Source organism: Pseudomonas medicaginis (assembly GCF_965119365.1).
Classification (GTDB): Bacteria; Pseudomonadota; Gammaproteobacteria; order Pseudomonadales; family Pseudomonadaceae; genus Aquipseudomonas.
On record NZ_OZ221631.1, the window covers coordinates 5,632,884 to 5,656,632 of the forward strand.

General features: G+C 60.4%; 22 protein-coding genes and 4 tRNA genes. 10 read left to right on the forward strand and 16 right to left on the reverse strand.

The features are described from left to right. The first annotated feature begins 31 nt into the window (after positions 1-31). A complete protein-coding gene (locus tag ACMTA2_RS24685) occupies positions 32-685 on the forward strand; it encodes an HAD family hydrolase (protein WP_413792163.1) in 654 nt (217 codons plus the stop codon). Positions 686-723: 38 nt separating this feature from the next. On the opposite strand, the gene ACMTA2_RS24690 is transcribed toward ACMTA2_RS24685, so the two are convergent. The 3 genes from ACMTA2_RS24690 to ACMTA2_RS24700 all read right to left on the reverse strand — a co-directional run bounded on the left by ACMTA2_RS24690 (position 724) and on the right by ACMTA2_RS24700 (position 3,308). Beyond that, a complete protein-coding gene (locus tag ACMTA2_RS24690) occupies positions 724-1,515 on the reverse strand; it encodes a DUF2182 domain-containing protein (RefSeq protein ID WP_413792164.1) in 792 nt (263 codons plus the stop codon). Then, positions 1,512-2,147, reverse strand: a complete 636-nt coding sequence (locus tag ACMTA2_RS24695; protein WP_413792165.1) for a DUF1326 domain-containing protein — start codon at positions 2,145-2,147, stop codon at positions 1,512-1,514. Before ACMTA2_RS24695 ends, ACMTA2_RS24690 begins: the two co-directional genes overlap by 4 nt. 198 nt (positions 2,148-2,345) lie before the next feature. After that, on the reverse strand, positions 2,346-3,308 hold the full coding sequence (locus ACMTA2_RS24700) for a zinc-binding dehydrogenase (protein WP_413792166.1): 963 nt from the start codon (positions 3,306-3,308) through the stop codon (positions 2,346-2,348). A gap of 139 nt (positions 3,309-3,447) precedes the next feature. On the opposite strand from ACMTA2_RS24700, the gene ACMTA2_RS24705 reads away from it, so the two are divergent. Together ACMTA2_RS24705 and ACMTA2_RS24710 are read left to right on the forward strand one after the other, a co-directional pair. After that, a complete protein-coding gene (locus ACMTA2_RS24705) occupies positions 3,448-5,526 on the forward strand; it encodes a carboxy terminal-processing peptidase (RefSeq protein WP_413795717.1) in 2,079 nt (692 codons plus the stop codon). A 118-nt stretch (positions 5,527-5,644) separates the two neighbouring features. Further along, on the forward strand, positions 5,645-7,432 hold the full coding sequence (locus tag ACMTA2_RS24710) for a bifunctional diguanylate cyclase/phosphodiesterase (protein ID WP_413792167.1): 1,788 nt from the start codon (positions 5,645-5,647) through the stop codon (positions 7,430-7,432). A gap of 243 nt (positions 7,433-7,675) precedes the next feature. Here the strand turns inward: ACMTA2_RS24710 and ACMTA2_RS24715 are convergent, their stop codons facing one another. The 5 genes from ACMTA2_RS24715 to bamJ form a co-directional block, all read right to left on the reverse strand. After that, positions 7,676-8,077: an SEL1-like repeat protein gene (locus ACMTA2_RS24715; protein WP_413792168.1), complete on the reverse strand. Its 402-nt coding sequence runs from the start codon at positions 8,075-8,077 to the stop codon at positions 7,676-7,678. Further along, positions 8,078-8,449 carry a hypothetical protein gene (locus ACMTA2_RS24720; RefSeq protein WP_003179080.1) on the reverse strand — a complete coding sequence of 124 codons (372 nt, stop codon included), beginning with the start codon at positions 8,447-8,449 and terminating at the stop codon, positions 8,078-8,080. It abuts the gene before it with no gap. Then, positions 8,446-8,787 carry a helix-turn-helix domain-containing protein gene (locus ACMTA2_RS24725; protein ID WP_413792169.1) on the reverse strand — a complete coding sequence of 114 codons (342 nt, stop codon included), beginning with the start codon at positions 8,785-8,787 and terminating at the stop codon, positions 8,446-8,448. The genes ACMTA2_RS24720 and ACMTA2_RS24725 overlap by 4 nt, the downstream gene beginning before the upstream one ends. A 102-nt stretch (positions 8,788-8,889) precedes the next feature. Then, entirely contained in the window at positions 8,890-9,345 is a 456-nt protein-coding gene (locus ACMTA2_RS24730) for a YkvA family protein (RefSeq protein ID WP_413792170.1), read from the reverse strand. Positions 9,346-9,639: 294 nt separating this feature from the next. Next, positions 9,640-10,353, reverse strand: coding sequence for a BamJ family beta-barrel-assembly machinery protein (gene bamJ, locus ACMTA2_RS24735; protein ID WP_003204577.1), 714 nt, complete (start codon positions 10,351-10,353; stop codon positions 9,640-9,642). Between the two features lie 270 nt (positions 10,354-10,623). Here bamJ and ACMTA2_RS24740 point away from each other — a divergent pair, with 270 nt between their 5' ends. After that, the gene (locus tag ACMTA2_RS24740) at positions 10,624-12,429 is read left to right on the forward strand and encodes a di-heme-cytochrome C peroxidase (protein WP_413792171.1); all 1,806 of its coding nucleotides are present in this window, start codon (positions 10,624-10,626) and stop codon (positions 12,427-12,429) included. Between the two features lie 31 nt (positions 12,430-12,460). Further along, a complete protein-coding gene (locus tag ACMTA2_RS24745; protein ID WP_413792172.1) occupies positions 12,461-13,597 on the forward strand; it encodes a catalase family protein in 1,137 nt (378 codons plus the stop codon). 89 nt (positions 13,598-13,686) lie between these two features. Here ACMTA2_RS24745 and ACMTA2_RS24750 read toward each other — a convergent pair. From ACMTA2_RS24750 to ACMTA2_RS24765, 4 genes are all read right to left on the reverse strand, one after another. After that, positions 13,687-13,763, reverse strand: a tRNA-Asp gene (locus tag ACMTA2_RS24750). Positions 13,764-13,780: 17 nt separating this feature from the next. Next, positions 13,781-13,856 (reverse strand) — tRNA-Val (locus ACMTA2_RS24755). A gap of 176 nt (positions 13,857-14,032) precedes the next feature. Then, positions 14,033-14,109: transfer RNA gene (locus ACMTA2_RS24760), tRNA-Asp, on the reverse strand. A gap of 19 nt (positions 14,110-14,128) precedes the next feature. Next, positions 14,129-14,204, reverse strand: a tRNA-Val gene (locus tag ACMTA2_RS24765). 160 nt (positions 14,205-14,364) lie between these two features. On the opposite strand from ACMTA2_RS24765, the gene rdgC reads away from it, so the two are divergent. From rdgC to sugE, 3 genes are all read left to right on the forward strand, one after another. Beyond that, complete coding sequence (gene rdgC / locus ACMTA2_RS24770) at positions 14,365-15,285, forward strand: recombination-associated protein RdgC (RefSeq protein WP_092204091.1); 921 nt, start codon at positions 14,365-14,367, stop codon at positions 15,283-15,285. A gap of 137 nt (positions 15,286-15,422) precedes the next feature. After that, complete coding sequence (locus ACMTA2_RS24775; RefSeq protein ID WP_413792173.1) at positions 15,423-16,388, forward strand: bile acid:sodium symporter family protein; 966 nt, start codon at positions 15,423-15,425, stop codon at positions 16,386-16,388. Between the two features lie 118 nt (positions 16,389-16,506). Further along, positions 16,507-16,821, forward strand: a complete 315-nt coding sequence (gene sugE / locus ACMTA2_RS24780) for a quaternary ammonium compound efflux SMR transporter SugE (RefSeq protein WP_003204587.1) — start codon at positions 16,507-16,509, stop codon at positions 16,819-16,821. A gap of 114 nt (positions 16,822-16,935) precedes the next feature. Here sugE and ACMTA2_RS24785 read toward each other — a convergent pair whose 3' ends face one another. From ACMTA2_RS24785 to ACMTA2_RS24800, 4 genes are all read right to left on the reverse strand, one after another. Then, a complete protein-coding gene (locus ACMTA2_RS24785; RefSeq protein WP_413792174.1) occupies positions 16,936-18,810 on the reverse strand; it encodes an MFS transporter in 1,875 nt (624 codons plus the stop codon). Between the two features lie 82 nt (positions 18,811-18,892). Beyond that, on the reverse strand, positions 18,893-20,041 hold the full coding sequence (locus ACMTA2_RS24790) for a TDT family transporter (RefSeq protein ID WP_413792175.1): 1,149 nt from the start codon (positions 20,039-20,041) through the stop codon (positions 18,893-18,895). Between the two features lie 103 nt (positions 20,042-20,144). After that, positions 20,145-20,456, reverse strand: a complete 312-nt coding sequence (locus ACMTA2_RS24795; RefSeq protein WP_413792176.1) for a cupin domain-containing protein — start codon at positions 20,454-20,456, stop codon at positions 20,145-20,147. A 69-nt stretch (positions 20,457-20,525) separates the two neighbouring features. Next, complete coding sequence (locus tag ACMTA2_RS24800; protein ID WP_413792177.1) at positions 20,526-21,716, reverse strand: MFS transporter; 1,191 nt, start codon at positions 21,714-21,716, stop codon at positions 20,526-20,528. 102 nt (positions 21,717-21,818) lie between these two features. Between ACMTA2_RS24800 and ACMTA2_RS24805 the strand changes: the two genes are divergently transcribed. Next, positions 21,819-22,358, forward strand: coding sequence for a TetR/AcrR family transcriptional regulator (locus tag ACMTA2_RS24805; protein ID WP_413792178.1), 540 nt, complete (start codon positions 21,819-21,821; stop codon positions 22,356-22,358). A 229-nt stretch (positions 22,359-22,587) separates the two neighbouring features. After that, positions 22,588-23,535 carry an IS110 family transposase gene (locus ACMTA2_RS24810; protein WP_413792179.1) on the forward strand — a complete coding sequence of 316 codons (948 nt, stop codon included), beginning with the start codon at positions 22,588-22,590 and terminating at the stop codon, positions 23,533-23,535. The last annotated feature ends 214 nt before the right edge of the window (positions 23,536-23,749 follow it).

Sequence of the window (23,749 nt, forward strand, 5' to 3'; positions counted from 1 at the left end):
TGAAGCTGATCTTGAAGAGGAAAACGCGCTGATGGCCCTGGCAATTTTTGATCTGGACGAAACCCTGATCCACGGCGACTGCGCCACCCTCTGGAGCGAACAGATGGGGCGCCTGGGCTGGGTCGATCCCGAGTCGTTCATGCAGCGCAACAACGCGCTGATGGACGCCTACAGCCACGGCAAGCTGAGCATGGAAGAGTACATGGACTTCAGCCTGGAACCGATGATCGGCCGCACACCGGAAGAAATCGAACACTTGGTAGGGCCTTGGGTGGAAGACTTCATCGAACCGATCATCTTCAGCGACGCCACCAAGACCATCGCCGAACACCGCAAGGCCGGCGACCGGATCCTGGTGATCTCGGCCTCGGGCACGCACCTGGTCAAGCCGATTGCAGAGCGCCTGGGCATCGACGAGATCCTGGCGATCGAACTTGAAGTGACCCATGGGGTGTACAGCGGCAAGACCGTCGGTACCCTGACTTACCGCGAAGGCAAGATCGCGCGGCTGCTGGACTGGCTGGACGCCGAGGAGGAGAACCTGGAAGGCGCGAGCTTCTATTCCGACTCGCGTAATGACCTGCCGCTGTTGCAGCGGGTGGACTTCCCCCACGTGGTGAACCCGGATCCGGTGTTGAAGGCCCATGCCGAAGCGGCCGGTTGGCCGATTCATACCTGGAAATAAGCCTCCTTGTGGGAGCGAGCTTGCTCGCACCCACAGGTTCAGCCCAGCAGCAGCCACAAGCTCCAGCCGAGCAACAACACACCGCAGAGACGGCTGAGCCAGAGTCCCTGCGGCAGGTTTTTCTCCAGCAAGATGAAGGCACCGATCACGGCCACCCAGAGCAGGTTCATCACGCCGACAACGAACAGCAGGCCCATCAGGGCCCAGCAGCAGCCCAGGCAGTAAGCGCCATGGGCCAGCCCCATGCGCCAGCCCCCGAGCACGTCGGGGCGCCAGTAGCTGAGCAGAAAATGCAGCGGTCCGCGACAATGCTCAAGGCAGGCCGCCTTGCTTGGCAGCCACTGGTAGACGCCTGCGACCAGCAGCAGGCCGGCGCCCAGCGCGGTACTGGTGCTGCGCATCCCCGGACTGAGCAGGGCGAGCTGTTCGAGTGCCCATTGCAGCGCCGTGGCGCCCAGGGCGAAACCGGCCCAAACCAGGACATAGGCGCTGCAGAACAGCAGCAGGGCCAGGTGTCGCTGCGGTGCCGGCATGCGCTTGCGCAGCATCTGCTGGTAGATCAACAGCATGGGCAAGGTGCTGGGCAGCATCATGCCGACCATCATCACCACCCACATGGCGAACATCAGCAGCGCATCGGCCAGGCTCCAGGGCATGAGCATGCCGCCCATTGCCGTATCAGCCATGCCGCCCGGCGCACTCATGTCGCGGGCCATGCGCAACAGCAGCAGCCAGGCCAGGGCGGTCAGCGCGAGCAGGCAGAGCACGAGCAGCAACTGTTCGCCTGTCAGTCGCTTGCTCGGCATCGCCGCCTGAGGCTCTGCCTTCACGGCTCTATGCCATGGCCGGTGAAGTGCACGTGGGCGAGGTGGCTATGACTGCCCTGGGATTGTAGTTTGAGGGCTGAATGCGTCTGGTAGCTGCCACTGGCCACTTCAGCCTCAAGGAACTCGAAGCCGTTGGGCAGGGACAGGCGGACTCGATGAGGTGAGCCGTCGATCGGGCTGCGGATCGGCTCGCCGCTGGCCCGCAGCACGCCTGGAATATCCAGGTGCGCCAAGCGCTGATCGACATCGATGGAAAGGGTGATTGGCACGAACAGCGGTTCGAACGCTTCACTCATGGTACTGCTGAACACCTGAAACACGTTGGCCCCAGGGTCGCTCTCCAAGCCAGAAAGAATGGTCAGCAGGGCCTGGCGTTGCGCCTCGTCGGCGCGTTCATCGATGAACACCTGGCAACTGCCGCTGCCCTCATGGATGGCACCCGGCCAAGCGAAGGTGGCGGCCCAGCACAAGCCGTCCAGCGCCACCTGATTGAAATACCCGTGTTCCACTCGCATCGACGCCACCGCCTGGCAGTGACCATGGGTCGGTGGTGCATTGAATTGGCAGGGGCAGCCCCAATTGCAGTTGCAGGCAATGAATTCGACGCCCTGCATGCGCCATTCGGTGATGGCCATGATCAACCTCTTCACCTGGCGGGTGAAATGAAAGCTGCGGTTACCCCATCCCCCATTAGTTAACGCTAGCAGGACCCGCGCACCGGACACAGGCGGCCGACCGAAGGTGCAAACCACCGTCGATAGGGATGAGGCGCTGCCAGTCATGTCGACGCGGGCCTGCAAGTGTTCCTGCAAGCTCGCGCCCACAGGGCCGAATCAGCTCAGGCTTTCATCGATCACCAACACCAGCTTCCCGGACACCTGGTTGGTCGCCAGCTCCGCAAACGCCGCTTCGGCGTCCTTGATGGCGAAGGTCTTGGCCAGTTGCGGGCTCAGGCGCTTGTCGGCAAACAGCGGCCACACCTGTTGGCCCATCTCGCTGATCAGGTCGGCCTTGAAGTGCTCGTCACGACTGCGCAAGGTCGAGCCGAGCAATTGAATGCGTTTGCCCAGCACCTGGGCCAGATCGAGTTCGGTCGAGCGCCCGCCCATGAGGCCGATCAACACCCAGCGGCCGTCAACTGACAAAAGTTTCACGTTGAGTTTGGCGTAGCTGCCGCCCACTGGATCGAGGATCACGTCGAAGGGACCGAGATCGTTCAAACCCTCCAGGCCATCGGTGCGCACCACGCCGCCCTGGGCACCCAGGGCCTCGCAATAGGCCAGCCGTTCGGCGGACCCGACACTGACCCAGCAGGGGTTGCCAAATGCCTTGCACAGCTGGATCGCGGCCGAGCCGACACCGCTGGCCCCGGCGTGCAACAGTACTTTTTCCCCCGGCTTGAGCCCGGCCAGCTGGAACAGATTCAACCATGCGGTGCTGTAGACCTCAGGCAGCGCGGCGGCTTCAGCCAATGACAAGCCCTCCGGCACCGGCAATACATGCCGGCCATCGACCACCACTTCCTCGGCCATCCCGCCGCCGGCCAGCAACGCGCAAACCCGGTCGCCCACCTGCCAGGACGAGCCGGGCCCAACCTCGCTGATGACGCCGGAACACTCCAGCCCCAACACCTGGCTGGCGCCGGGTGGCGGCGGGTAAAGTCCGGCTTTTTGCAGCAAATCGGCCCGATTCAGGCCGGCGGCCGCTACACGGATGCGAACTTGCCCGACATCACACGTCGGGCTTGGCTCATCAGCCCATACCACTTGGCCTTCAACGCCTTGCAATGCTTTCACGGTGCCTCCATAGTGAGTCTCGACTGGGCCCGCTGCTTCAACGCCGGGCTTTCTTGCATTATGCGCCCGGGCCACATGGAACCGGCGACTTCAAAGACGGCCTAATATGCGTTATCAATTGTCCCTGCGTCGAATCAGCATGAAGCACCTGTTCCCCAGTACCGCCCTCGCGCTCGTCATTGGCCTCGGCCTGTTACCGCTGTCGAACGATACGTTCGCAGCCAACAGCTGGGACAAGCTTCAGCCTGATCGTGACGAAGTGATCGCCAGCCTGAACGTCGTCGAACTGCTCAAGCGCCATCACTACAGCAAGCCGCCGCTCGATGATGCGCGCTCGGTCATCATCTATGACAGCTACCTGAAGCTGCTCGATCCGTCGCGCAGTTATTTCCTGGCCAGCGACATCGCCGAATTCGACAAGTGGAAAACCCAGTTCGACGATTTCCTCAAGAGCGGCGACCTGAACGCCGGGTTCACCATCTACAAGCGCTACCTGGACCGCGTGAAGGCGCGCCTGGACTACGCCCTTGCCGAGTTGAACAAAGGCGTCGACAAAATCGATTTCAATGCCAAGGAAGCCTTGCAGGTCGACCGCAAGGACGCCCCTTGGCTCAAAAGCACAGCTGAACTCGACGACCTGTGGCGCAAACGCGTCAAGGACGAAGTGCTGCGCATGAAGATCGCCGGCAAGGATCCCAAGCAGATCCAGGAAACCCTGACCAAGCGCTACAAGAACCAATTGGCGCGCCTGGATCAGACCCGCGCCGAGGACATTTTCCAGGCGTACATCAATACCTTCGCCATGTCCTACGACCCGCACACCAATTACCTGTCGCCGGATAACGCGGAAAACTTCGACATCAACATGAGCCTGTCCCTGGAAGGCATCGGTGCCGTGCTGCAAAGCGACAACGACCAGGTAAAAATCGTGCGCCTGGTCCCGGCGGGCCCCGCGGACAAGACCAAGCAGGTCAGCCCGGCGGACAAGATCATCGGTGTCGCCCAAGGCAACAAGGAAATGGTCGACGTGGTCGGCTGGCGCCTGGACGAAGTGGTCAAGCTGATCCGTGGCCCGAAAGGCTCGGTGGTACGCCTGGAAGTCATCCCGGCCAGCAATGCGCCGAACGACCAGACCAGCAAAGTCGTGTCCATCACCCGTGAAGCGGTGAAGCTGGAAGAACAGGCCGCGAAGAAATCGATCCTCAACCTCAAGCAGGACGGCAAGGACTACAAGCTCGGCGTCATCGAGATCCCGGCCTTCTACCTGGACTTCAAGGCCTTCCGCGCCGGGGATCCGAACTACAAGAGCACCACCCGCGACGTCAAGAAACTGCTGACAGAACTGCAGAAGGAAAAAGTCGACGGCGTGGTCATCGACTTGCGCAACAACGGCGGCGGCTCCCTGCAGGAAGCCACCGAGTTGACCAGCCTGTTCATCGACAAGGGCCCGACCGTGCTCGTACGCAACGCCGATGGTCGGGTGGATGTGCTCGAAGACGAGAACCCGGGCGCGTTCTACAAAGGGCCGATGGCCTTGCTGGTCAACCGCCTGTCGGCTTCGGCCTCGGAGATTTTCGCCGGCGCCATGCAGGACTATCACCGCGCGCTGATCATCGGCGGCCAGACCTTCGGCAAAGGCACCGTGCAAACCATCCAGCCGCTCAACCACGGCGAACTGAAGCTGACCTTGGCGAAGTTCTACCGGGTGTCCGGCCAGAGCACCCAGCATCAGGGCGTATTGCCTGACATCGATTACCCGTCGATCATCGACACCAAGGAAATCGGTGAAAGTGCCCTGCCCGAAGCCATGCCATGGGACACCATCCGGCCTGCGATCAAACCGGCCGTGGACCCGTTCAAGCCGTTCCTGGCCCAACTCAAGTCCGACCACGACGCCCGTTCGTCCCAAGACGCGGAGTTCGTGTTCATTCGCGACAAGCTGGCCCTGGCGCAGAAGTTGATGATGGAGAAAACCGTCACCCTCAACGAAGCCGAGCGTCGCGCGCAGCACGCCGACATCGAGAGCAAGCAACTGACCATGGAAAACCTGCGTCGCAAGGCCAAGGGCGAAGAGCCGCTCAAAGAGCTGAAGAAAGAGGACGAAGACCTGATCACCGAGCCGGAGAAAACCAAGCCGGAAGACGATGCCTACCTGAGCGAGACCGGGCGGATCCTGTTGGACTACCTGAAACTCAATACGGCGATCGCCAAGCACTAAGATGATGGCCATTTAATGGTGATGCTCGCCGGAGTGTCATCAAACTGACATCAGTCTGTCGTGAAATACAGGACTGGGTGCCCGCACCCGGTCCTTTTTTTTATCGCCAGAGATTGCCATGACCACGACAGAACAGCTGAGTGCCTTGGGTTCAATCCTGGCTCATAGCAGTTTGCACAGCCTGTTCCAACCGATCATCTGCCTTTCCGAACGGCGCATCGTGGGCTATGAAGCCTTGACCCGCGGCCCTTCCAACAGCCCGCTGCACTCGCCCATCGCGCTGCTCAGCGTGGCGCGCCAGGCCGGACGCCTCAGCGAGCTGGAACTGGCTTGCCGCCGCAGCGCCTGCCAACGCTTCAACGAGCAAAAACTGCCGGGCAAGCTGTTTCTCAACGTCTCGCCCGAGTCCCTGCTGGAGTCCGCGCACCAGACGGGGCGTACGCTGCAATTGCTGCAAGACTTCGGCATCGCCCCCAGCCAGGTCGTGATCGAACTGACCGAACAGACTCCCATCGATGACTTCCAGCTCCTGCAAACCGCCCTGCATCACTATCGGGCCATGGGTTTCTCGATTGCCCTGGACGACCTCGGTGCCGGTTATTCCAGCCTGCGGTTGTGGTCCGAATTGCGCCCCGATTATGTGAAGATCGACCGCCATTTCATCGACGGCATCCATCAGGACGCTCTCAAGCGCGAATTCGTGGGCTCGATCCTGAAAATCGCCCGGACCTCCCGCGCCCAAGTCATCGCCGAAGGAATCGAACTGCCGGAAGAACTGGCGGTGCTGATCGAAATGGGCGTCGACCTGGTCCAGGGCTATCTGCTGGCGCGCCCCCAGGAACAACCATCACGCGATGCCAGGGCGCTGATGCCCAAGCAGGACAGCGGCGTGGCAGCGCTGAATGATGAGGTCAACGATCTCGGGGCGCTGCTCAACGAACAGCCGGCAATGGCCCACAACACGCCGACCGCCACCGTGCTGGAAGCATTTCGGCGCCAGGCCAACCTCAACTCCCTGGCGGTGCTGGACAATCAGAACCAGCCTTGCGGCATCGTCCATCGCCATTCACTCTCGGATGCCTTGCTCAAGCCCTTCGCCACCGACCTGTTCGCCCGCAAGCCCATCAGCCGGCTGATGAGCGATGACTTCCTCGCGGTGGAGTTGAACCAGTCGCTGCAACAAGTCAGCCGCCTGATCACCAGCCGCGCCCGACAACGCATCGAAGAAGATTTCATCATCACCCTCAACGGCAGCTACCTGGGCCTGGGCCGGGTGATCGACGTGCTCAAGCTCATCACCGAACTGAAAATCCAACAGGCCCGCTACGCCAACCCGCTGACCCTGCTGCCGGGCAACGTCCCTATCCAGCAATGCCTCACCCGCTTGCTGCAGCAACGGCAGGAATCCGTGATCTGCTATGTGGACATCGACAGCTTCAAGCCCTTCAACGACATCTACGGCTACGGCCGTGGCGACGAAGTCCTGCTATGCCTGGCTCAATGCCTGAACGAACGCATCGACCCCAGCCGCGACTTCGTCGGCCACATCGGCGGCGACGATTTCCTATTGGTTCTCGGCCCGGAAGACTGGCGCAAGCGCCTGGACCAGTTGCTGAGCGACTTCCAGACCCATTGCCGGCGCTTCTACCGCCCCGAACATCTGGAGGCGGGGTGTTTTACGGCGTTGAATCGACAGGGCTTACGGCAGGAGTTTGCGTTGTTGTCGCTGTCGATTGGGGTGGTGCACCTGCGCGCCGAGGCTTGTGAAGAATTGGACGCCAGTCAGTTGGCTGAGCTGGCTTCCCAGGCTAAGCATCATGCCAAGGAGATTTTGGGGGGCAGTGTGTACTTGGTGGAAGGTTTGGCTGAGCGGGAGGCTGTAGGGGAGTTGGGTTTGTTGATGTGAGTGGGTTACCCCGCCCCATCCAGTCACGGCCCAAACGCCTAGCGAAACCCTGTGGCGAGGGGATTTATCCCCGCTGGGCTGCGAAGCGGCCCCAAACCAGACAACTCGGAATGTCAGGAAGATTGAGCTCGCTGCTTTAGGACTGCTCCGCAGCGGTTGAAACGACTCCCACTCCGCTTTCAGCCAGCCCTCAAGCTCGTCGATCACGCCTTGGTAGGCGAACGTACCCGACCTGTGGATAACCTAGCGGTCACCCACTTCGAGCGCCTTGAGCTTGACGTCGGCCAATGGATGTCCGGCCTTGGCCGCCAGCGTCCACCAGCGCGCTGCTTCGACCGGGTCCGGCGCCTGGCTGGCACTGCCGGCCAGGCTGATCACACCGACTTGGTAGGCCGCCTTACCATCACCCGCGAGGGCCGCCAGCCGCAGCAGGCGCAGGCCTTCCTCGCGCGCGCCCAGCCCTTGGCCGCGAAACGTCAGGATGTGCCCATAGAAACTTTGCGCACCGACGTCGCCCAGGTTCGCCATGCGGGAAAACTGACCCTCGAGCCAAGCCCAGCCACGCGCCTGGCGGACGAACCAGGACCAGTGAAACAGCCGACGCGCCAGCCAATACCCGACCCGCGCCTTGAATCGCCAGAGCACTCAGGCCTCCGCCGACTCGGGGTATTCGTATTCAAACACCCGGACCACTTCCGAAGCGTGCCAGGAGGCGGCGGCCACCCCATCGGAAGGCCCGGAAAAGCGACCAAGACGTTCAACGCATTCGAAGAACCCTGTGCGCGGCAACCGGCTCGCGCCCTGGCTGATCACCAAGGAACTGCGCAACGGCTGTTCTGCCCGGGCGTCAAGCGCCGCCAGGTGCTCAAGGGCCGCGGTCAAGGTCTGCATGGCCGGGCTGGGCAGTTGCAAGCGCTCCAGCAAGGCGCGATAAGTCAATAAATGGCGCTGGCGACGCGCTTGGTCCAATTCACCCAACAACCCATCCCAATGCTGCCGACTGATGCGTACGCTCACGATTCTTCCCTCCAACCCGGCACCGTCAACTCCCAGGCCAGACTGCGCCGAATCGCGGCATCGGGCTGTCGCTCGCCGCTTTCGATCAAGGCCAGATAAGACGGGCTGATACCTACCGTGCGGGCCAGCGCCTCGATGGCGATGCCCTTCCCTTCGCGTAAAGTGCGTAATTGATCCAGACCAGGGAGAACCTGGTCGGGTGCCGCCGCGTGCCGGACTGTCGCTTCGCGCGGCGGAGCTTGGTTGATGCCTGCTGCTTTCAACAACGCTTGGTACTGATCCCACGGCAAAACCGCGTACTCGGGCTCTCCGTCACGTGTGATGATTTGAATATCCATGTCTACCCCGTAGGACAACAACACTTAGCAAGTCAGCCTTTTTCCTTGGAAGTGTAATCCTAAATGCTGGCTAAGGTCGCGGGGTGATGAATTCTCAGGGGATCAAGGCTTTTTCTGACCTTGGAGCTGGAGTTGTTCCGGGGTATCGGGAAGTCGTTCGACCTGGGCCAGCTTCTCGGGTGATTGCCGATAGCGCCAGGCGCGGAATGCCTCGAGTTCAACGTCGAGGGTTTTCATGATCCAGGCCAGCACCGCGATGTCGTCGAACATGCCAAACATCGGCAAGAGGTCTGGAATCGCGTCCAGGGGGCTGAGGAAGTACATGAGCCCTGCCACCACCGACAGCATCGACTTGGCACTGACCGCACGGTATTCGCCACGCCAGTAAGCCAGGCACAAGGCCTGCAACAGGCGCAGATCCTCCTTGAGCTTGCCCAGCCGTCCACCCTCCCGGGCACCTTTGCTGGCGACGGCGAAGAGCAGCGTCGGCAATCGACCGCGGGCCAGCAGGCGGCCGGCCAAGGGCAGAAATCGCGCAAAATTCCACGGCGCCTTCATTTTTTCTCCCACTGAAATGTTATCCACACAAATTGTGGATAACCTTGTGAACAGAGCTGCATTTCACCGCTGAAGCCCCCGTTTTATAAGGGCCCGGCTTAGATCGGGCGTTTTTTACTCACATAAAAAAACCCAATATTTCATTGACTTGACCAGCTGACTGCGTCTAGCACAGCGCCTGTATTGCCTATGACTGTAGCCTGTACCGTGCGTTCGGTTTTTTTGTCACTTTGCCGCAGTGCAGATGCGACAACGCCCCGCATAAGCGAGGCGTTGTCGTTATAGCAGACGCAATTACTTGGCGGCGTCTTCTTTTGCTGGATCCTTGATCGCCAGCAGTTCCAGGTCGAACACCAGGACCGAGTTGGCCGGGATGGCCGGGCTCGGGCTCTGGGCGCCGTAGGCCAGGTCGCTCGGGATGTACAACTTGTACTTCTCGCCGACGTGCATCAGTTGCAGGCCTTCGACCCAACCCGGGATCACACCGCTGACCGGCAGGTCAATCGGGCTGCCACGCTCAACGGAGCTGTCGAACACGGTGCCGTTGGTCAGCTTGCCGGTGTAGTGAACGGTCACTACGTCGGTCGGCTTAGGCTGTGGACCGTCGGCTTTCTTGACCACTTCGTACTGCAGGCCGGAAGCGGTGGTGGTGACACCGGCTTTCTTGCCGTTTTCCTCGAGGAATTTCTTGCCGGCAGCTGCCGACTCTTCGCTCATCTTGGCCATGCGCTCTTCGGCACGCTTTTGCAGCGCGGCAAAGGCTTCGACCAGTTCTTCATCTTTCAGCTTCTGTTCTTTCTTGCCGACGGCATCTTCGATGCCCTGGGCAACCGCTTTGGAGTCCAGGTCATCCATACCTTCCTGAGCCAGGCTTTTGCCCATGTTCAGGCCGATACCGTAGGAAGCTTTCTGCGCCGGGGTTTTCAGCTCTACGCTGGTCTGCGAGTCACAACCCGCGAGTACCAGGCCAACCAGGGCTACCGCCGCCGCCAACCGATGCTGTTTCATGCTATTTCCTTGTTCATGCGCCTAAAGGGCAATCGAGTAAAGCCGCGAGCTTATCAGGCGGCCACGACCAATGGCTACCGGCATGTGAGCCGCAAAGTGATGATAAGTTCAGGTTGGCAAACGCTTTTTAACCCCCAACGAATGAAGCATCTGTCATCTGTTACGTACAGGGACAAATTGCCGCCCCCCTGCAGGCCAGGGGGTAATGGCCACTTGCCCCCCGCGCAGCACTGAGGCATAAGGGTTTATCAAAAAAACAAGGACGTTACCGTGCGCCTTCTCTCTCGTCTTCTCTTGCTACTCCTCGCGCTGCTGATTGTCGCTGTGGCCGTGGTGCTTTATTACGTCGCCAATCCTCGCTTGCCGTTCTATAACCCCGTCGAACAGGTGCACTACCTGGATCAATGGAGCACCGCCGAACGCCAGACGTATTACTTCACGCCCCAGGGCACCCAGGTCAAAGGCCTGCGCTACGACTGGTTCACCGCCCTCGAATTGCCGTTCTCGCAACAACGCTTCGCTTCGCCTGAGTACTTGGCGCGCTTCGGTTTCCTGATCGATCCGGCGCAGAAAGCCTCACCTGACAATCCCGGCAACTTGCCGGTAGGGTTTGCTCGGCACCAGAACCCGGGCAGCACCGACCAATTCCTCGATATCACCTGCGCGGCGTGTCATACCGGCGAATTGCATTTCAAAGGCCAGGCGATACGGATCGACGGAGGCTCGGCCCAGCATGTGTTGCCTTCCAGTGTTCCGACGCTACGCGGTGGCAGTTTCGGACAGGCGTTGGTCGCCAGTCTCGCGTCTACCTACTACAACCCGTGGAAATTCGAACGCTTCGCCCGCCAAGTACTGGGCAAGGACTACGACGCCCGCCACGAAGCGCTGCGCAAAACCTTCAAGACCTCCCTGGACACGTTCCTGCGGGCGGCCTGGAACGATACCCATCGCGGCCTCTACCCCACCGAAGAAGGCCCTGGCCGCACCGATGCCTTCGGCCGCATCGCCAATGCCAGCTTCGGCGACGCCATCTCGGCGGAAAACTACCGGGTCGCCAACGCTCCGGTGGATTACCCGCAGCTGTGGGAAATGTGGACCTTCGACTGGGTGCAGTGGAACGGATCGGCACAGCAACCGATGGCCCGCAACGTCGGTGAAGCGCTGGGGGTCGGTGCGACGCTGAGTTTCTTCGACGCCCAGGGCAAACCGCTGCAGGGCGATGCGCGATACCCTTCCAGCGTGCGCGTGCGCGACTTGAACAAGATCGAAGAGACCCTGCAACTGCTCAAGCCACCCGTGTGGCCGGAAGCGTTGCTGGGCGCGATCGATAAACCCCTGGCCGCCCAGGGCCGGGCCCTGTTCGCCGAAAACTGCGCCGGCTGCCATGTGCCTAAAGTGGTCCAGGGGCCTGACAGGCCGGTCCAGCAATTGCACATGCTGCCCGTGCAGGTGATCGGCACCGACCCGGGCACCGCCAATAACATCGCCGACCACCGCTTCGACCTGACCAGCCTGCAGTGGGACCCTGCCGAGTTGGCGAAGCTGGAAGTGCAACTGCATCCAACCCCGACGGAGCCGCTGGACCTGAGCCAGCTTTCGGTCGCCAAAGGCCTGGCCTACGTCACCGCCTTCGTCGAAAACCGCGCTTACCGCGATGCCGGCGTCACCCCCGCCGAACGCTCGGCCCTGGACGGTTTCGGCCTGCCCATCGGCGTCCGGGAACTGCGCGCCTACAAGGCCCGGCCACTGGCGGGTGTCTGGGCCACGCCACCGTTCCTGCACAACGGCTCGGTACCGACGATCTACCAATTGCTGTCCCCTCAGGATGAGCGGGCGACCACATTCTATAAAGGCAACTTCGAATATGACCCACGCCACCTGGGCTATCGCACCGAAGCCTTCACCAACGGTTTTCTTTTCGATACCCGGATTACCGGTAATCACAACAGCGGCCACGAATTCCGCGGGGGCGAGCGCGGCAACGGCGTCATTGGCCGCCTGCTGCAGCCGCAGGAGCGCTGGGCCTTGCTGGAGTATTTGAAGGTGTTGGGCGGGCCACTGGAGTCGCAACTGTAATGATGAACCCCACCGGTAAAAGGATGTTGGCATGTTGATCACCCTCTGGCTGCGCCTCGGCGCCTTTTTGGGCAAGACGCTCCTATGGCTGCTGGGCATCGGGTTGCTCGGCTGGGCACTCTCCTCGGCCTGGTTTGCCTGGCAACACAAGGGACCGGTCCCGGACAAGGAACATGTTGCACCCGGCGAAGCGGCCATGACCCAGGACATCATCCAGACCGCTATTCGCATCGTCGATCAGCACCGCGAAAGCACACGTTACCTGCGCGACGCCCACGCCAAGGCCCACGGCTGTGTCATGGCCGAAGTCCAGGTGCCGAGCGACCTGCCGGCGCCGTTGCGCCAAGGCGTGTTTGCCGAACCGGGCAAGACTTGGCAGGCAACGATCCGCCTGTCCAACGGCAACGCCTATCCGCAGTTCGATAGCCTGCGCGATGCGCGGGGGATGGCGATCAAGCTGCTGAACGTACCCGGCACGCAACTGCTCGCTGACCGGCAATCACAGGGCGAGCAGGATTTCGTGATGTTCAATCATCCGAACTTCTTTGTCAGTGATGTCGCCGAGTACCGTCAGAATGTGGCCGCGCAAGCTGATGGAAAAAAGGCGATGGCTTTCTTTCCTAGCCTGGACCCGCGCACTTGGCAGATCCGGCATCTGTTCATCGCCCTGGCCACCCTCTCGCCGCCCCCGGCCAGCCCGACCCAGACGACTTACTTCTCGGTGTCGCCTTACAAATTCGGCGAATCCAATGCCAAGTTTCGCGTCGCGCCGGACCCGGACAACTGCCCAAGCTACAACTTGCCTCCCCAGAACCAGGACCTGCCGAACTTCTTGCGTAGCGCATTGAATCAGCAGTTATCCACAGACCGGGTGCCAGCGTGTTTCGTCCTGCAGATCCAACGCCAGGATCCGAGCAAGTACATGCCGATCGAAGACACCAGTATTGAATGGCTGGAAAGCGACGCGCCGTTCGAGACCGTGGCGCACATCAAGGTGCCGGCCCAGGATTTCGATACGCCCAGGCAGAACCTGGCTTGCGACAATCAGTCGTTCAACCCGTGGTTCGGCATCGAGGCCCATCGCCCCATCGGCGGTATCAACCGCTTGCGTAAAGCGGTGTATGAGGCAGTCAGCGATTACCGTCACAGCCGTAACGCCGAGCAATAGAGGCAGGCAAACGCCAGACAGCAAAAAGCCCGCTCAATGAGCGGGCTTTTTGTTGGTACCTGGCGTTCAGCGTTCCAGGTAACCGAATATGGCGCAGCGGACGGGACTCGAACCCGCGACCCCCGGCGTGACAGGCCGGTATTCTAACCGACTGAACTACCGCTGCGCGTAACATTGAAAGTTTGGTGGGTGATGACGGGATCGAACCGCCGACATTCTGCTTGTAAGGCAGACGCTCTCCCAGCTGAGCTAATCACCCTTCACTTTCGATGCGGGGCGCATTCTCTCACAGTTTTTCATAACGCGCTGATTTAATTAGCAAATTCAGCAAAAAAACAGGAGCAACGCACACCGCAGGAACTGCGAACAGCAAAAAGCCCGCGTGAGCGGGCTTTCCGTGGCGACCTGGCGTTCAGTGTTCCAGGTAACCGAATATGGCGCAGCGGACGGGACTCGAACCCGCGACCCCCGGCGTGACAGGCCGGTATTCTAACCGACTGAACTACCGCTGCGCGTAACACTTGAAACGAATGGTGGGTGATGACGGGATCGAACCGCCGACATTCTGCTTGTAAGGCAGACGCTCTCCCAGCTGAGCTAATCACCCTTCGCTTTCGGTGTGGCGCGCATTCTACGGAGCACTCTTTAAGCTGGCAAGCACTTTTTAAATTAATTTTTTCAGGCCTTCCAAAGGCTTAGCGAAGGGTTGGCCTATGGCGCCGCTAAGAGAATAATGCCCCCCTTTGTATAAAGGAGAGACTCACCCCATGTGGTTCAAAAACCTGCTTATCTATCGCCTGACCCAAGATCTGCCTTTTGATGCCGAGGCGTTGGAAACTGCACTGGCCAGCAAACTGGCGCGTCCATGTGCAAGCCAGGAGTTGACCACTTACGGTTTCGTCGCGCCGTTTGGCAAAGGCGAAGATGCGCCATTGGTGCATGTCAGCCAGGATTTCCTGCTGATCGCCGCACGCAAGGAAGAACGCATCTTGCCGGGCAGCGTCGTGCGCGATGCCCTGAAGGAAAAGGTCGAAGAGATCGAGGCCGAGCAAATGCGCAAGGTCTATAAAAAGGAACGGGACCAGCTCAAGGATGAAATCATCCAGGCGTTCCTGCCCCGTGCGTTCATCCGTCGCTCGTCCACCTTCGCCGCCATCGCGCCGAAGCAGGGCCTGATCCTGGTGAACTCGGCCAGCCCGAAACGCGCCGAAGACCTGCTGTCCACCCTGCGCGAAGTCATCGGCTCGCTGCCAGTACGCCCGCTGACGGTCAAGATGGCCCCGACCGCCACCATGACCGACTGGGTCAAGACCCAGAAAGCCGCGGACGACTTCTTCGTGCTGGATGAATGCGAACTGCGCGACACCCACGAAGACGGTGGCATCGTCCGCTGCAAGCGCCAGGACCTGACCAGCGACGAAATCCAGCTGCACCTGAACACCGGCAAGGTGGTGACGCAACTGTCCCTGGCCTGGCAGGACAAGCTGTCCTTCGTGCTCGACGACAAGATGGTGGTCAAGCGCCTGAAGTTCGAAGACCTGTTGCAGGACCAGGCGGAACAGGACGGAGGCGACGAAGCCCTCGGCCAACTGGACGCCAGCTTCACGCTGATGATGTTGACCTTCGGCGAGTTCCTGCCGGCGCTGGTTGAAGCACTGGGTGGGGAAGAGATGCCGCAGGGGATCTAAACCCCGCCCCCCCTGTGGGAGCGAGCTTGCTCGCGATAGCGGTATGACAGCCACCGAGATGTTGACTGACACGCCGCTATCGCGAGCAAGCTCGCTCCCACATTAGTATTGGTGTTCTTAATAACAAGGATCAGGTCATGCGCGCACTGGCTGCATTGAGCCGCTTTGTCGGCAATACCTTCGCTTACTGGGTACTGTTTTTTGCGGTATTGGCATTCCTGCAGCCGCAGTGGTTCGTCGACCTGAAAATCGCCATCGTGCCGCTACTGGGCCTGGTGATGTTCGGCATGGGGCTGGCACTCAAGCTGGAAGACTTCGCCGAAGTGGCTCGTCATCCGGGCCGCGTCGCCCTGGGGGTGATTGCCCAGTTCGTGATCATGCCCGGCACGGCGTGGCTGCTTTGCCAATTGTTCAGCCTGCCGCCGGAGATCGCCGTGGGCGTCATCCTGGTGGGCTGCTGCCCAAGTGGCACTTCGTCCAATGTCATGACCTGGCTGGCCCGCGGTGATTTGGCCCTGGCCGTGGCGATTTCCGCCATCACTACCCTGCTTGCCCCATTGCTGACCCCAGCGCTGATCTGGCTGCTGGCCTCGGCCTGGTTGCCGGTGTCGTTCTCGGCGCTGTTCTGGTCGATTCTGCAAATCGTGCTGGTGCCGATCGCACTGGGCATCATCGCCCAACGCCTGTTGGGGGCCCGGGTTCGTCATGCCATCGACGTGCTGCCGCTGATATCGGTGGTGAGCATCGTGATCATTGTGACGGCGGTGGTCGCGGCCAGCCAGGCGAAGATCGCCGAATCCGGCCTGCTGATCATGGCCATTGTGATGCTGCACAATAGCTTCGGTTATCTGCTGGGGTATTTCACCGGGCGTTTGTTCGGCCTGCCGTTGGCTCAGCGCAAAACCTTGTCGTTGGAAGTGGGCATGCAGAACTCCGGCCTCGGCGCGGCGTTGGCCAGTGCACACTTTTCGCCGCTGGCGGCGGTACCCAGCGCGCTGTTCAGCGTTTGGCACAACATTTCCGGGGCACTGCTCTCGACGTATTTCCGGCGCATGAGTGAAAAACAGGACCGTGAACTACAGGCCCGTCAAGCGGCGAACTGAAGGACAATCTTGACCGATTCGTCAGCATTGGGCACTCTTGCGCCCAATGCGGGGACGACCCCGCAACGCTAGAGCGATCATTATCCGGGGACGACCCCATCCATCGATGAGGTGTGTGATGTCCTGGATCATTCTGTTTTTTGCCGGCCTGTTCGAAGTCGGCTGGGCTGTCGGCCTGAAATACACCGACGGTTTCAGCCGCCCTCTCCCCACTGCACTGACCATCGCCGCCATGGCGATCAGCCTCGGCCTGCTCGGCCTTGCAATGAAGGAACTGCCGCTGGGCACGGCCTATGCGATCTGGACCGGGGTTGGTGCCGTGGGCACGGTGATCGCCGGGATCATTTTGTTCGGTGAGTCGATGGCGCTGGTTCGCCTGGCCAGCGTGGCGTTGATCGTTGCAGGGTTGATCGGGCTCAAGGTCAGCGCTTAGGCCACTGTCGCCATCGCGAGCAAGCTCGCTCCCACCTTTGACCGAGTTGCCCAAACGGGACGCGGTTCATTGTGGGAACGAGCTTGCTCGCGAAGAGGCCCGCAAGGGCACCGATTACCTGACCGTGCCGCGCAACTCCCCCACCAGCGCCTGCAACTTCGCCGGCTCAGCCACTTCCACCGCAACCGCCGACCCTGCCACCAGCGTCACCCGCGACCAGAACCGACGAAACAGCCCTTTGGCCGGGTCGCGACTGAAGAAGCTGCCCCACAACCCCTGCAACGCCAGGGGAATCACCGGCACCGGGGTCTCCTGGAGGATGCGTGTCAATCCACTCTTGAACTCATTGATCTCACCGTCGCCAGTCAGTTTTCCTTCAGGGAAAATGCACACCAACTCACCGTCCTTCAGGTATTGGGCAATGCGCTTGAAGGCTTTTTCGTAGATATGAATGTCTTCCTGGCGCCCGGCAATCGGGATCGTGCCAGCGGTGCGGAAGATGAAGTTCAGCACCGGCAGGTTGTAGATCTTGTAGTACATCACGAAACGAATCGGCCGACGTACCGCGCCGCCAATCAGCAAGGCATCGACAAAAGAGACGTGGTTGCACACCAATAGCGCAGCGCCATCATCCGGTATCGCCTCCAGGTTGCGGTGCTCCACGCGGTACATGGAATGGCTCAGCAGCCAGATCATGAAACGCATGCTGAACTCGGGGACGATCTTGAAGATGTAGGCGTTGACGCCGATGTTCAGCAACGACACCACCAGGAACAACTGCGGGATCGACAACTTGGCCAGGCTCAGCAGCACGATGGAAACGATGGCCGAGACCACCATGAACAACGCGTTGAGAATATTGTTGGCGGCAATCACCCGCGCCCGTTCGTTCTCCACCGTGCGCGACTGGATCAACGCGTACAGCGGCACGATGTAGAAACCACCGAAGACACCCAGGCCAAGGATGTCGATCAATACCAGCCAGGCGTGACCGAAGCCGAGCATTTCAAGCCAGCCGTGACCTTCGACACTGGCGGGAATTGAACCGGAATGCCACCACAGCAACAGGCCAAATACAGTCAGCCCGAACGAGCCGAACGGCACCAGGCCGATCTCGACTTTGCGCCCGGAAAGCTTTTCGCACAGCATCGAACCCAAGGCGATCCCCACCGAGAACACCGTCAGGATCAAGGTCACCACGGTTTCGTCGCCGTGCATCCACTCCTTGGCATAGGCGGGAATCTGCGTCAGGTAGATCGCCCCGACGAACCAGAACCAGGAGTTGCCGACGATCGACCGGGACACCGCCGGGGTTTGCCCCAGGCCCAGTTTCAGGGTGGCCCAGGATTGACTGAATATATTCCAGTTCAGACGCATTTGCGGCGAGGCCGCCGCCGCGCGCGGAATGCTGCGGCTGGCCAGGTAACCAAGCACGGCAATGCCGATGATCGCGCTGGCCACCACCGGGGCGTAGTGCGCCGAGGACATCATGATCCCGGCGCCAATGGTGCCGGCCAGGATCGCCAGGAAGGTGCCCATCTCCACCAGCCCGTTACCACCAACCAACTCTTCCTCGTGCAAGGCCTGGGGCAGGATCGAATACTTCACCGGGCCGAACAGCGCCGAATGCGTGCCCATGGCGAACAGCGCCACCAGCATCAGCGTTAGATGATCGAATAGAAACCCCACCGCGCCCACCGCCATGATGGCGATTTCGCCGAGTTTGATCAGACGAATCAACGCGTCCTTGGCGAATTTTTCCCCGAACTGCCCCGCCAGTGCCGAGAACAGAAAGAACGGCAGGATAAACAGCAATGCGCAGAGGTTGACCCAGATCGAGCGGTCCCCCTCGATGGTCAGTTTGTAGAGGATGGCGAGGATCAGCGACTGCTTGAAAATGTTGTCGTTGAACGCGCCCAAGGACTGCGTGATGAAGAACGGCAGGAAACGCCGCGTGCGAAGCAAGGTGAACTGCGAAGGGTGACTCATCTTCCATGTTCCTACAGTGGCGTGGACGCTTATTGGAATGAACGTTTTTCGATCCAGGCCACACATTACCTGTCTTTAGCGATTATTTCGCCAGCCCCGCAATGCACGGCGACACAAACAACTCGCCATGCCAGGCGCCCAGGACCGTACGCCGCCCGACGATCAGCCACATCACCACCAGCATCGCCACCAGCACACCGCCGAATGCGCTGAAAAAAACCAGGCCCAGCAGGTCCGATAGCTTCAGCGTGGTTAACGCGTAAACGCCCAAGGGGAAGGTAAAGCCCCACCAACCGAGGTTGAAGGGAATACCTGCGCGCAAGTAGCGCGCGGTGATCAGCAGCGCCATCAACATCCACCACAATCCCAGGCCCCACAGGGTGACGCCAGCCACCAACCCCAACCCGGCGGCGATTTCGCCCACGCCGGGCAGGCCATTGGCGGCAAAAATCAGCGGAGCATCATTGCCCAGCAGCAACATACCCAGGGCACCCGTGCCAATCGGGCCGAGGGCCAGCCAGCTCGAAGCGGCCATGCTTTCGTGAGGCAGTTTGTGCAGCGCCATGCGCAACAGCAAAATCGTCAGGATGCTGAACGCCACCGGCAAGGAAAAGGCCCAGAGCACGTAGCTGGTCACCAGCATGACCAGTTGCCCATGAGCGTCGGCCAGATGCGGCGCCAACAGCCCGCCACTGGCCGCCGCGACTTCGGCGGCCACCACCGGCAAGAGCCACACAGCGGTCATCTGGTCGATGCGGTGTTCCTGGCGGGTGAACATCAAGAATGGGATCAGCACACCACAGGCCAGCGACATGGCTACGTCGATCCACCACAACGCCTCAGCCACCGCCACCACACCGCTCCCCCAGCGCGGCAATCCAAATACCAAAAAGCCGTTGATGATGGTCGCCAACCCCATGGGAATGGTGCCGAAAAACATCGAGACCGTTGAGTGGCCGAAAATCCGTCGCGCTTCGTCGAAGAACAGCACCCAACGGGCCGTGTACATGAGGGCGAATACCACGAACAGCAGCGTGTTGAACAACCACAAGCCTTCACCCAAAAGGCGCAGGCCCGGCACATTCCCTGGCCATTGCGCCAAGGCCAGCGCCAACACTCCGGTGCCCATGACCACGGCAAACCAGTTAGGCGTGAATTGGCGAATGGCCTCCAGCGGCCTGGGCAAATGGCTCAATGGACGCAAGCGGTTTTTTGCAGCGCAGCATGTCATGGCGAACTCCTGTCCTCGGATGAGGTGGAGCCATGCTAGGACCAGAACGAATATCTATATAACGGGTAATTTCTCTATATGTTATCTGTTTTACAGATAATCTTCAGACACTACCCTCGGTCTCGACGACCAGGATTCTCGCTTCACCCAAGGGCTTGGCCACATGCTCGGTGCCCACCGAGGCGTAGAAAATATCCCCGGCTTCCAGCAAGGTCGATTTTTCGACGCCCTCTTCCCGATAGCACATCTGCACTTGCCCATCGAGCACCACGAAGACTTCCTGGCCATCATTGATGTGCCATTTGTACGGCTGATCGGTCCAGTGCAGGCGCGTGGTGATGCCGTTCATGTTGGCGATATCCAGCGCCGCCCAGGCACGGTCACCGGTGAAGGATTTGCTGCGAATGATGTTCAAGAGATCTGTCCGGAAAATAGCTGAGGCGCCAAGACTAACCCACTGCCAGCGACATCTGCATGCCTGGTTTCAGGGCCGAACGCCATCGTTCAACGGTTTGATCGAGGCGCGCAATCCCAACAGCGCTGCGGCACACAACGCAATCAGCACGGCCCCATAGCCGTCGGTCGTCGGGATCAAGCCGAAAACCCGCGTCAGGTTTCCCGCCAGCAACGACGGCAGGCTGAAGGCCAGGTAGCTGAGGACATAGAACGCCGACATCAAGCCGGCCCGCTCGTGGGGCAAGGCCAATGGCATGAGGCTGCGCAGCGCGCCCAGGAATCCTGCACCGAAACCGCCACCGGTGATCAGCGTGCCGGCGAAGAACAACGGCAAACTGGCGCCATGCACCGCCACCAACACCAATGCCAGGCCGATGACCAATAGGCCGGCGGACGGACGCAACATTTTGTCAGCCTCCTGATTGCGCAACAGGTAGATGGACAGCGCCCCGCTGAGGGTCAACACCGCCACCAGCGCGCCACCAATCAGATTGGAGGTCGATCCGGTAGCCGCCCGCACCAGGGACGGCGCCAATGACAGGTAGAAACCGCCTACCGCCCAGGCCGCCAGGTTCAGGGGCAGGACCCGCCACAAGGCCCGCCTTGCCTGGGGCGGCACGTGCAAGGTCGGGCGCAGGGATTGCCAGGCACCCGGCTGTGGGCTGACGCTTTCTTTCACGCGCCAGAGGTAAATGGCCTGGGCGAGGAATAACCCCAGCAGTAGCCAGTACGTCAGTTGCAACGGCAACGGTGCGAACTCGGCCAGCAGGCCACAACCCAGCGCCCCGCACGCCATGCCCAACAACGGCGCAACGCTGGTGATCAGCGGGCCTTGGCGTCGGTCGAAATCCAGCAAGGCCGCACCCAGTACACTGGTGGCCATGCCGGTGGCAAATCCCTGGATCAACCGGGCACTGATCAACCAGGCTACGCTGTCGGCGCTGATAAACAGCAGCATCGCCAGCACGTTGAGCAACAGCGCCACGAAAATGACAGGCTTGCGGCCAAGGTAATCCGACAGTGCCCCTACGGTCAGCAAGGCCGCCAGCAGACTGAAGGCATACACGCCGAAAATCAGCGTCAGGACGGCCGGGGAAAACTGCAACTGTTCCTGATAGAGGTGATACAACGGCGTCGGCGCGCTGGACGCGGCAAGAAAACCGAGCAAGGTGAGCGCCAGGAAGATCAGGCTGGCGCGGGTTGAAGCTGGACGAGACATGGGCACGCTCCACAGGACAATCACAAAAGCTAATTTTTTGCTTTTACGGAGTGTGCTACCGGCGTGCGCTTAAAGCAAATTCTTTGTGTTAAGGTCTGATGCATGGCTATTAAAGAAGGTTTACGCCCCGGCGGTCGAAGCGCCCGGGTCCAGGAGTCGATTCATTCGGCGGTCCGCGCCCTGCTGCAAGAGCAGGACCGCGCGACCTTGACCGTGCCGCAAATCGCGACGCGCGCCGGAGTGACGCCGTCCACCATCTACCGACGTTGGGGCGACCTGCCGGCGTTGTTGGCCGACGTCGCAATCGCTCGCATGCGGCCCGACGGCGAACCAGCCGACACCGGCAGCTTGCGCGGCGACCTGCGTGCCTGGGCCGAGCAGTACCTGGACGAGATGAGTTCCGAGCCCGGTCGCAACATGATGCGTGACATCCAGGCTTGCGCCACCCCGGGGCATTGCGTGGGGATCATCAGTCGTCAGTTGCAGATCATCCTGGACCGCTACCCCGATGAGTCCAATCCAGGCGTCGAGCGTCTGATCAATGTAGTCGTGGCACCGACGGTGTTTCGTATCCTCTTTGCTACGGCGCCACTTGAGGTTGGGGAGTTGTATCGGTTGGTGGATATCGCGCTGGCTCAGTAATACCGCCATCGCGAGCAAGCTCGCTTGTATGGTAGGACTTGAAGGGAGGAGGAGGGACAAGGCTCGATTCTGACTGTTAGCCGCAGTACAGACCGTGGGAGATTTCGCCCCTCCTCCTTTCACCCAAGCGCCGATAAAGAATGCATCTGGCCTAAACCGACGATAGGAACAAGCCTGCGCCTCTGGGTGAACCCTTCAAGTGTTCAAACCTTAGCCCGGAGAATTTTCAATGGCAATGCCGGTTTCTGTCACAAAGCCGATTGTGGGCGTGGATGTCGCCAAGAACGAACTGGTGATCTATCACGCCGAACTTGACGTACTGGAGGCGACTCCCAACAACAAAGCGGCCATCAAAAAGTGGTTGAAAGCATTGCCGGGCCCCGTCGCTGTAGCCATTGAGTCGACCAATATCTATCACCTGGAATTCGCTGATCTGGCCTATGAGGCCGGCTGCGAGATCTACATGGTGGGCGGTTATGAACTGCATCACTACCGCGAAGGCGTAAAAATCCGCGCCAAAACTGACGCGCTGGATGCCAAGCTGCTGGCCCGTTACCTGAAAAACGAAGGGCATGAGCTTAACCCCTGGACCCCGCCATCTCCGCTGTATCGCCAGCTCCTGAGCCTTTTCCGCCGTCGCGCAGCCCTGGTTCAGGCTCGAGTGGCCCTGGTACAAAGCTGGGCTAACGAGCCGCTGCTGAAGACCGCTTTCGCCGAACAAATTGCAGCCATGCAGAGGCTTGAGACATTGATCGAGAAGACGATCAAGGATCATCTGAGGGATGCCGGTTTGCTGGGTCAGTTGAACCGTTGCTTGAAGGTTGAGGGCATTGGATTTCTGACCGGAGCCCGCTTGCTTACGGCATTTCAACGAGGGGATTTCAGAAACTCAGACGCCTTCATTGCCTTTTTGGGAATGGACTTGCGAGTGTCGAAATCAGGACAAAAAGATGGGCGCCGTAGCTTGAGTAAACGAGGCGACCCGGAAGTCCGTCGGCTGTTACACAATGCCGCCATGTCGGCTAGCCGCACGTCCGCCTGGAGAGGCTTCTATGAAAAGCAAAGAGCTCGCGGTTTCACTACCACTCAGGCGTTGGTAATGCTGGCTCGCAAGCTTGCTCGGATCGTATTCGCTCTGCTGAAAGGGCAAAGCGAATACCAACCTAACGCGGCTTGAGGGCTTTCCCTCAACCATAGAATCTCCCACATTCGATCTGCTGCGAACGCAAAATCCATGTTCGCCCAGGACCCAATGTGGGAGCGAGCTTGCTCGCGATGAGGCCAGCCCCCCCTGCATAGCCCAAGCCCCCCACCTGCGACACCCCACCACGCCTCGACCTTGGTCGACACTGACGAACCCGAGCGGGCATGCGAGACTGTCCTGCCGGGCT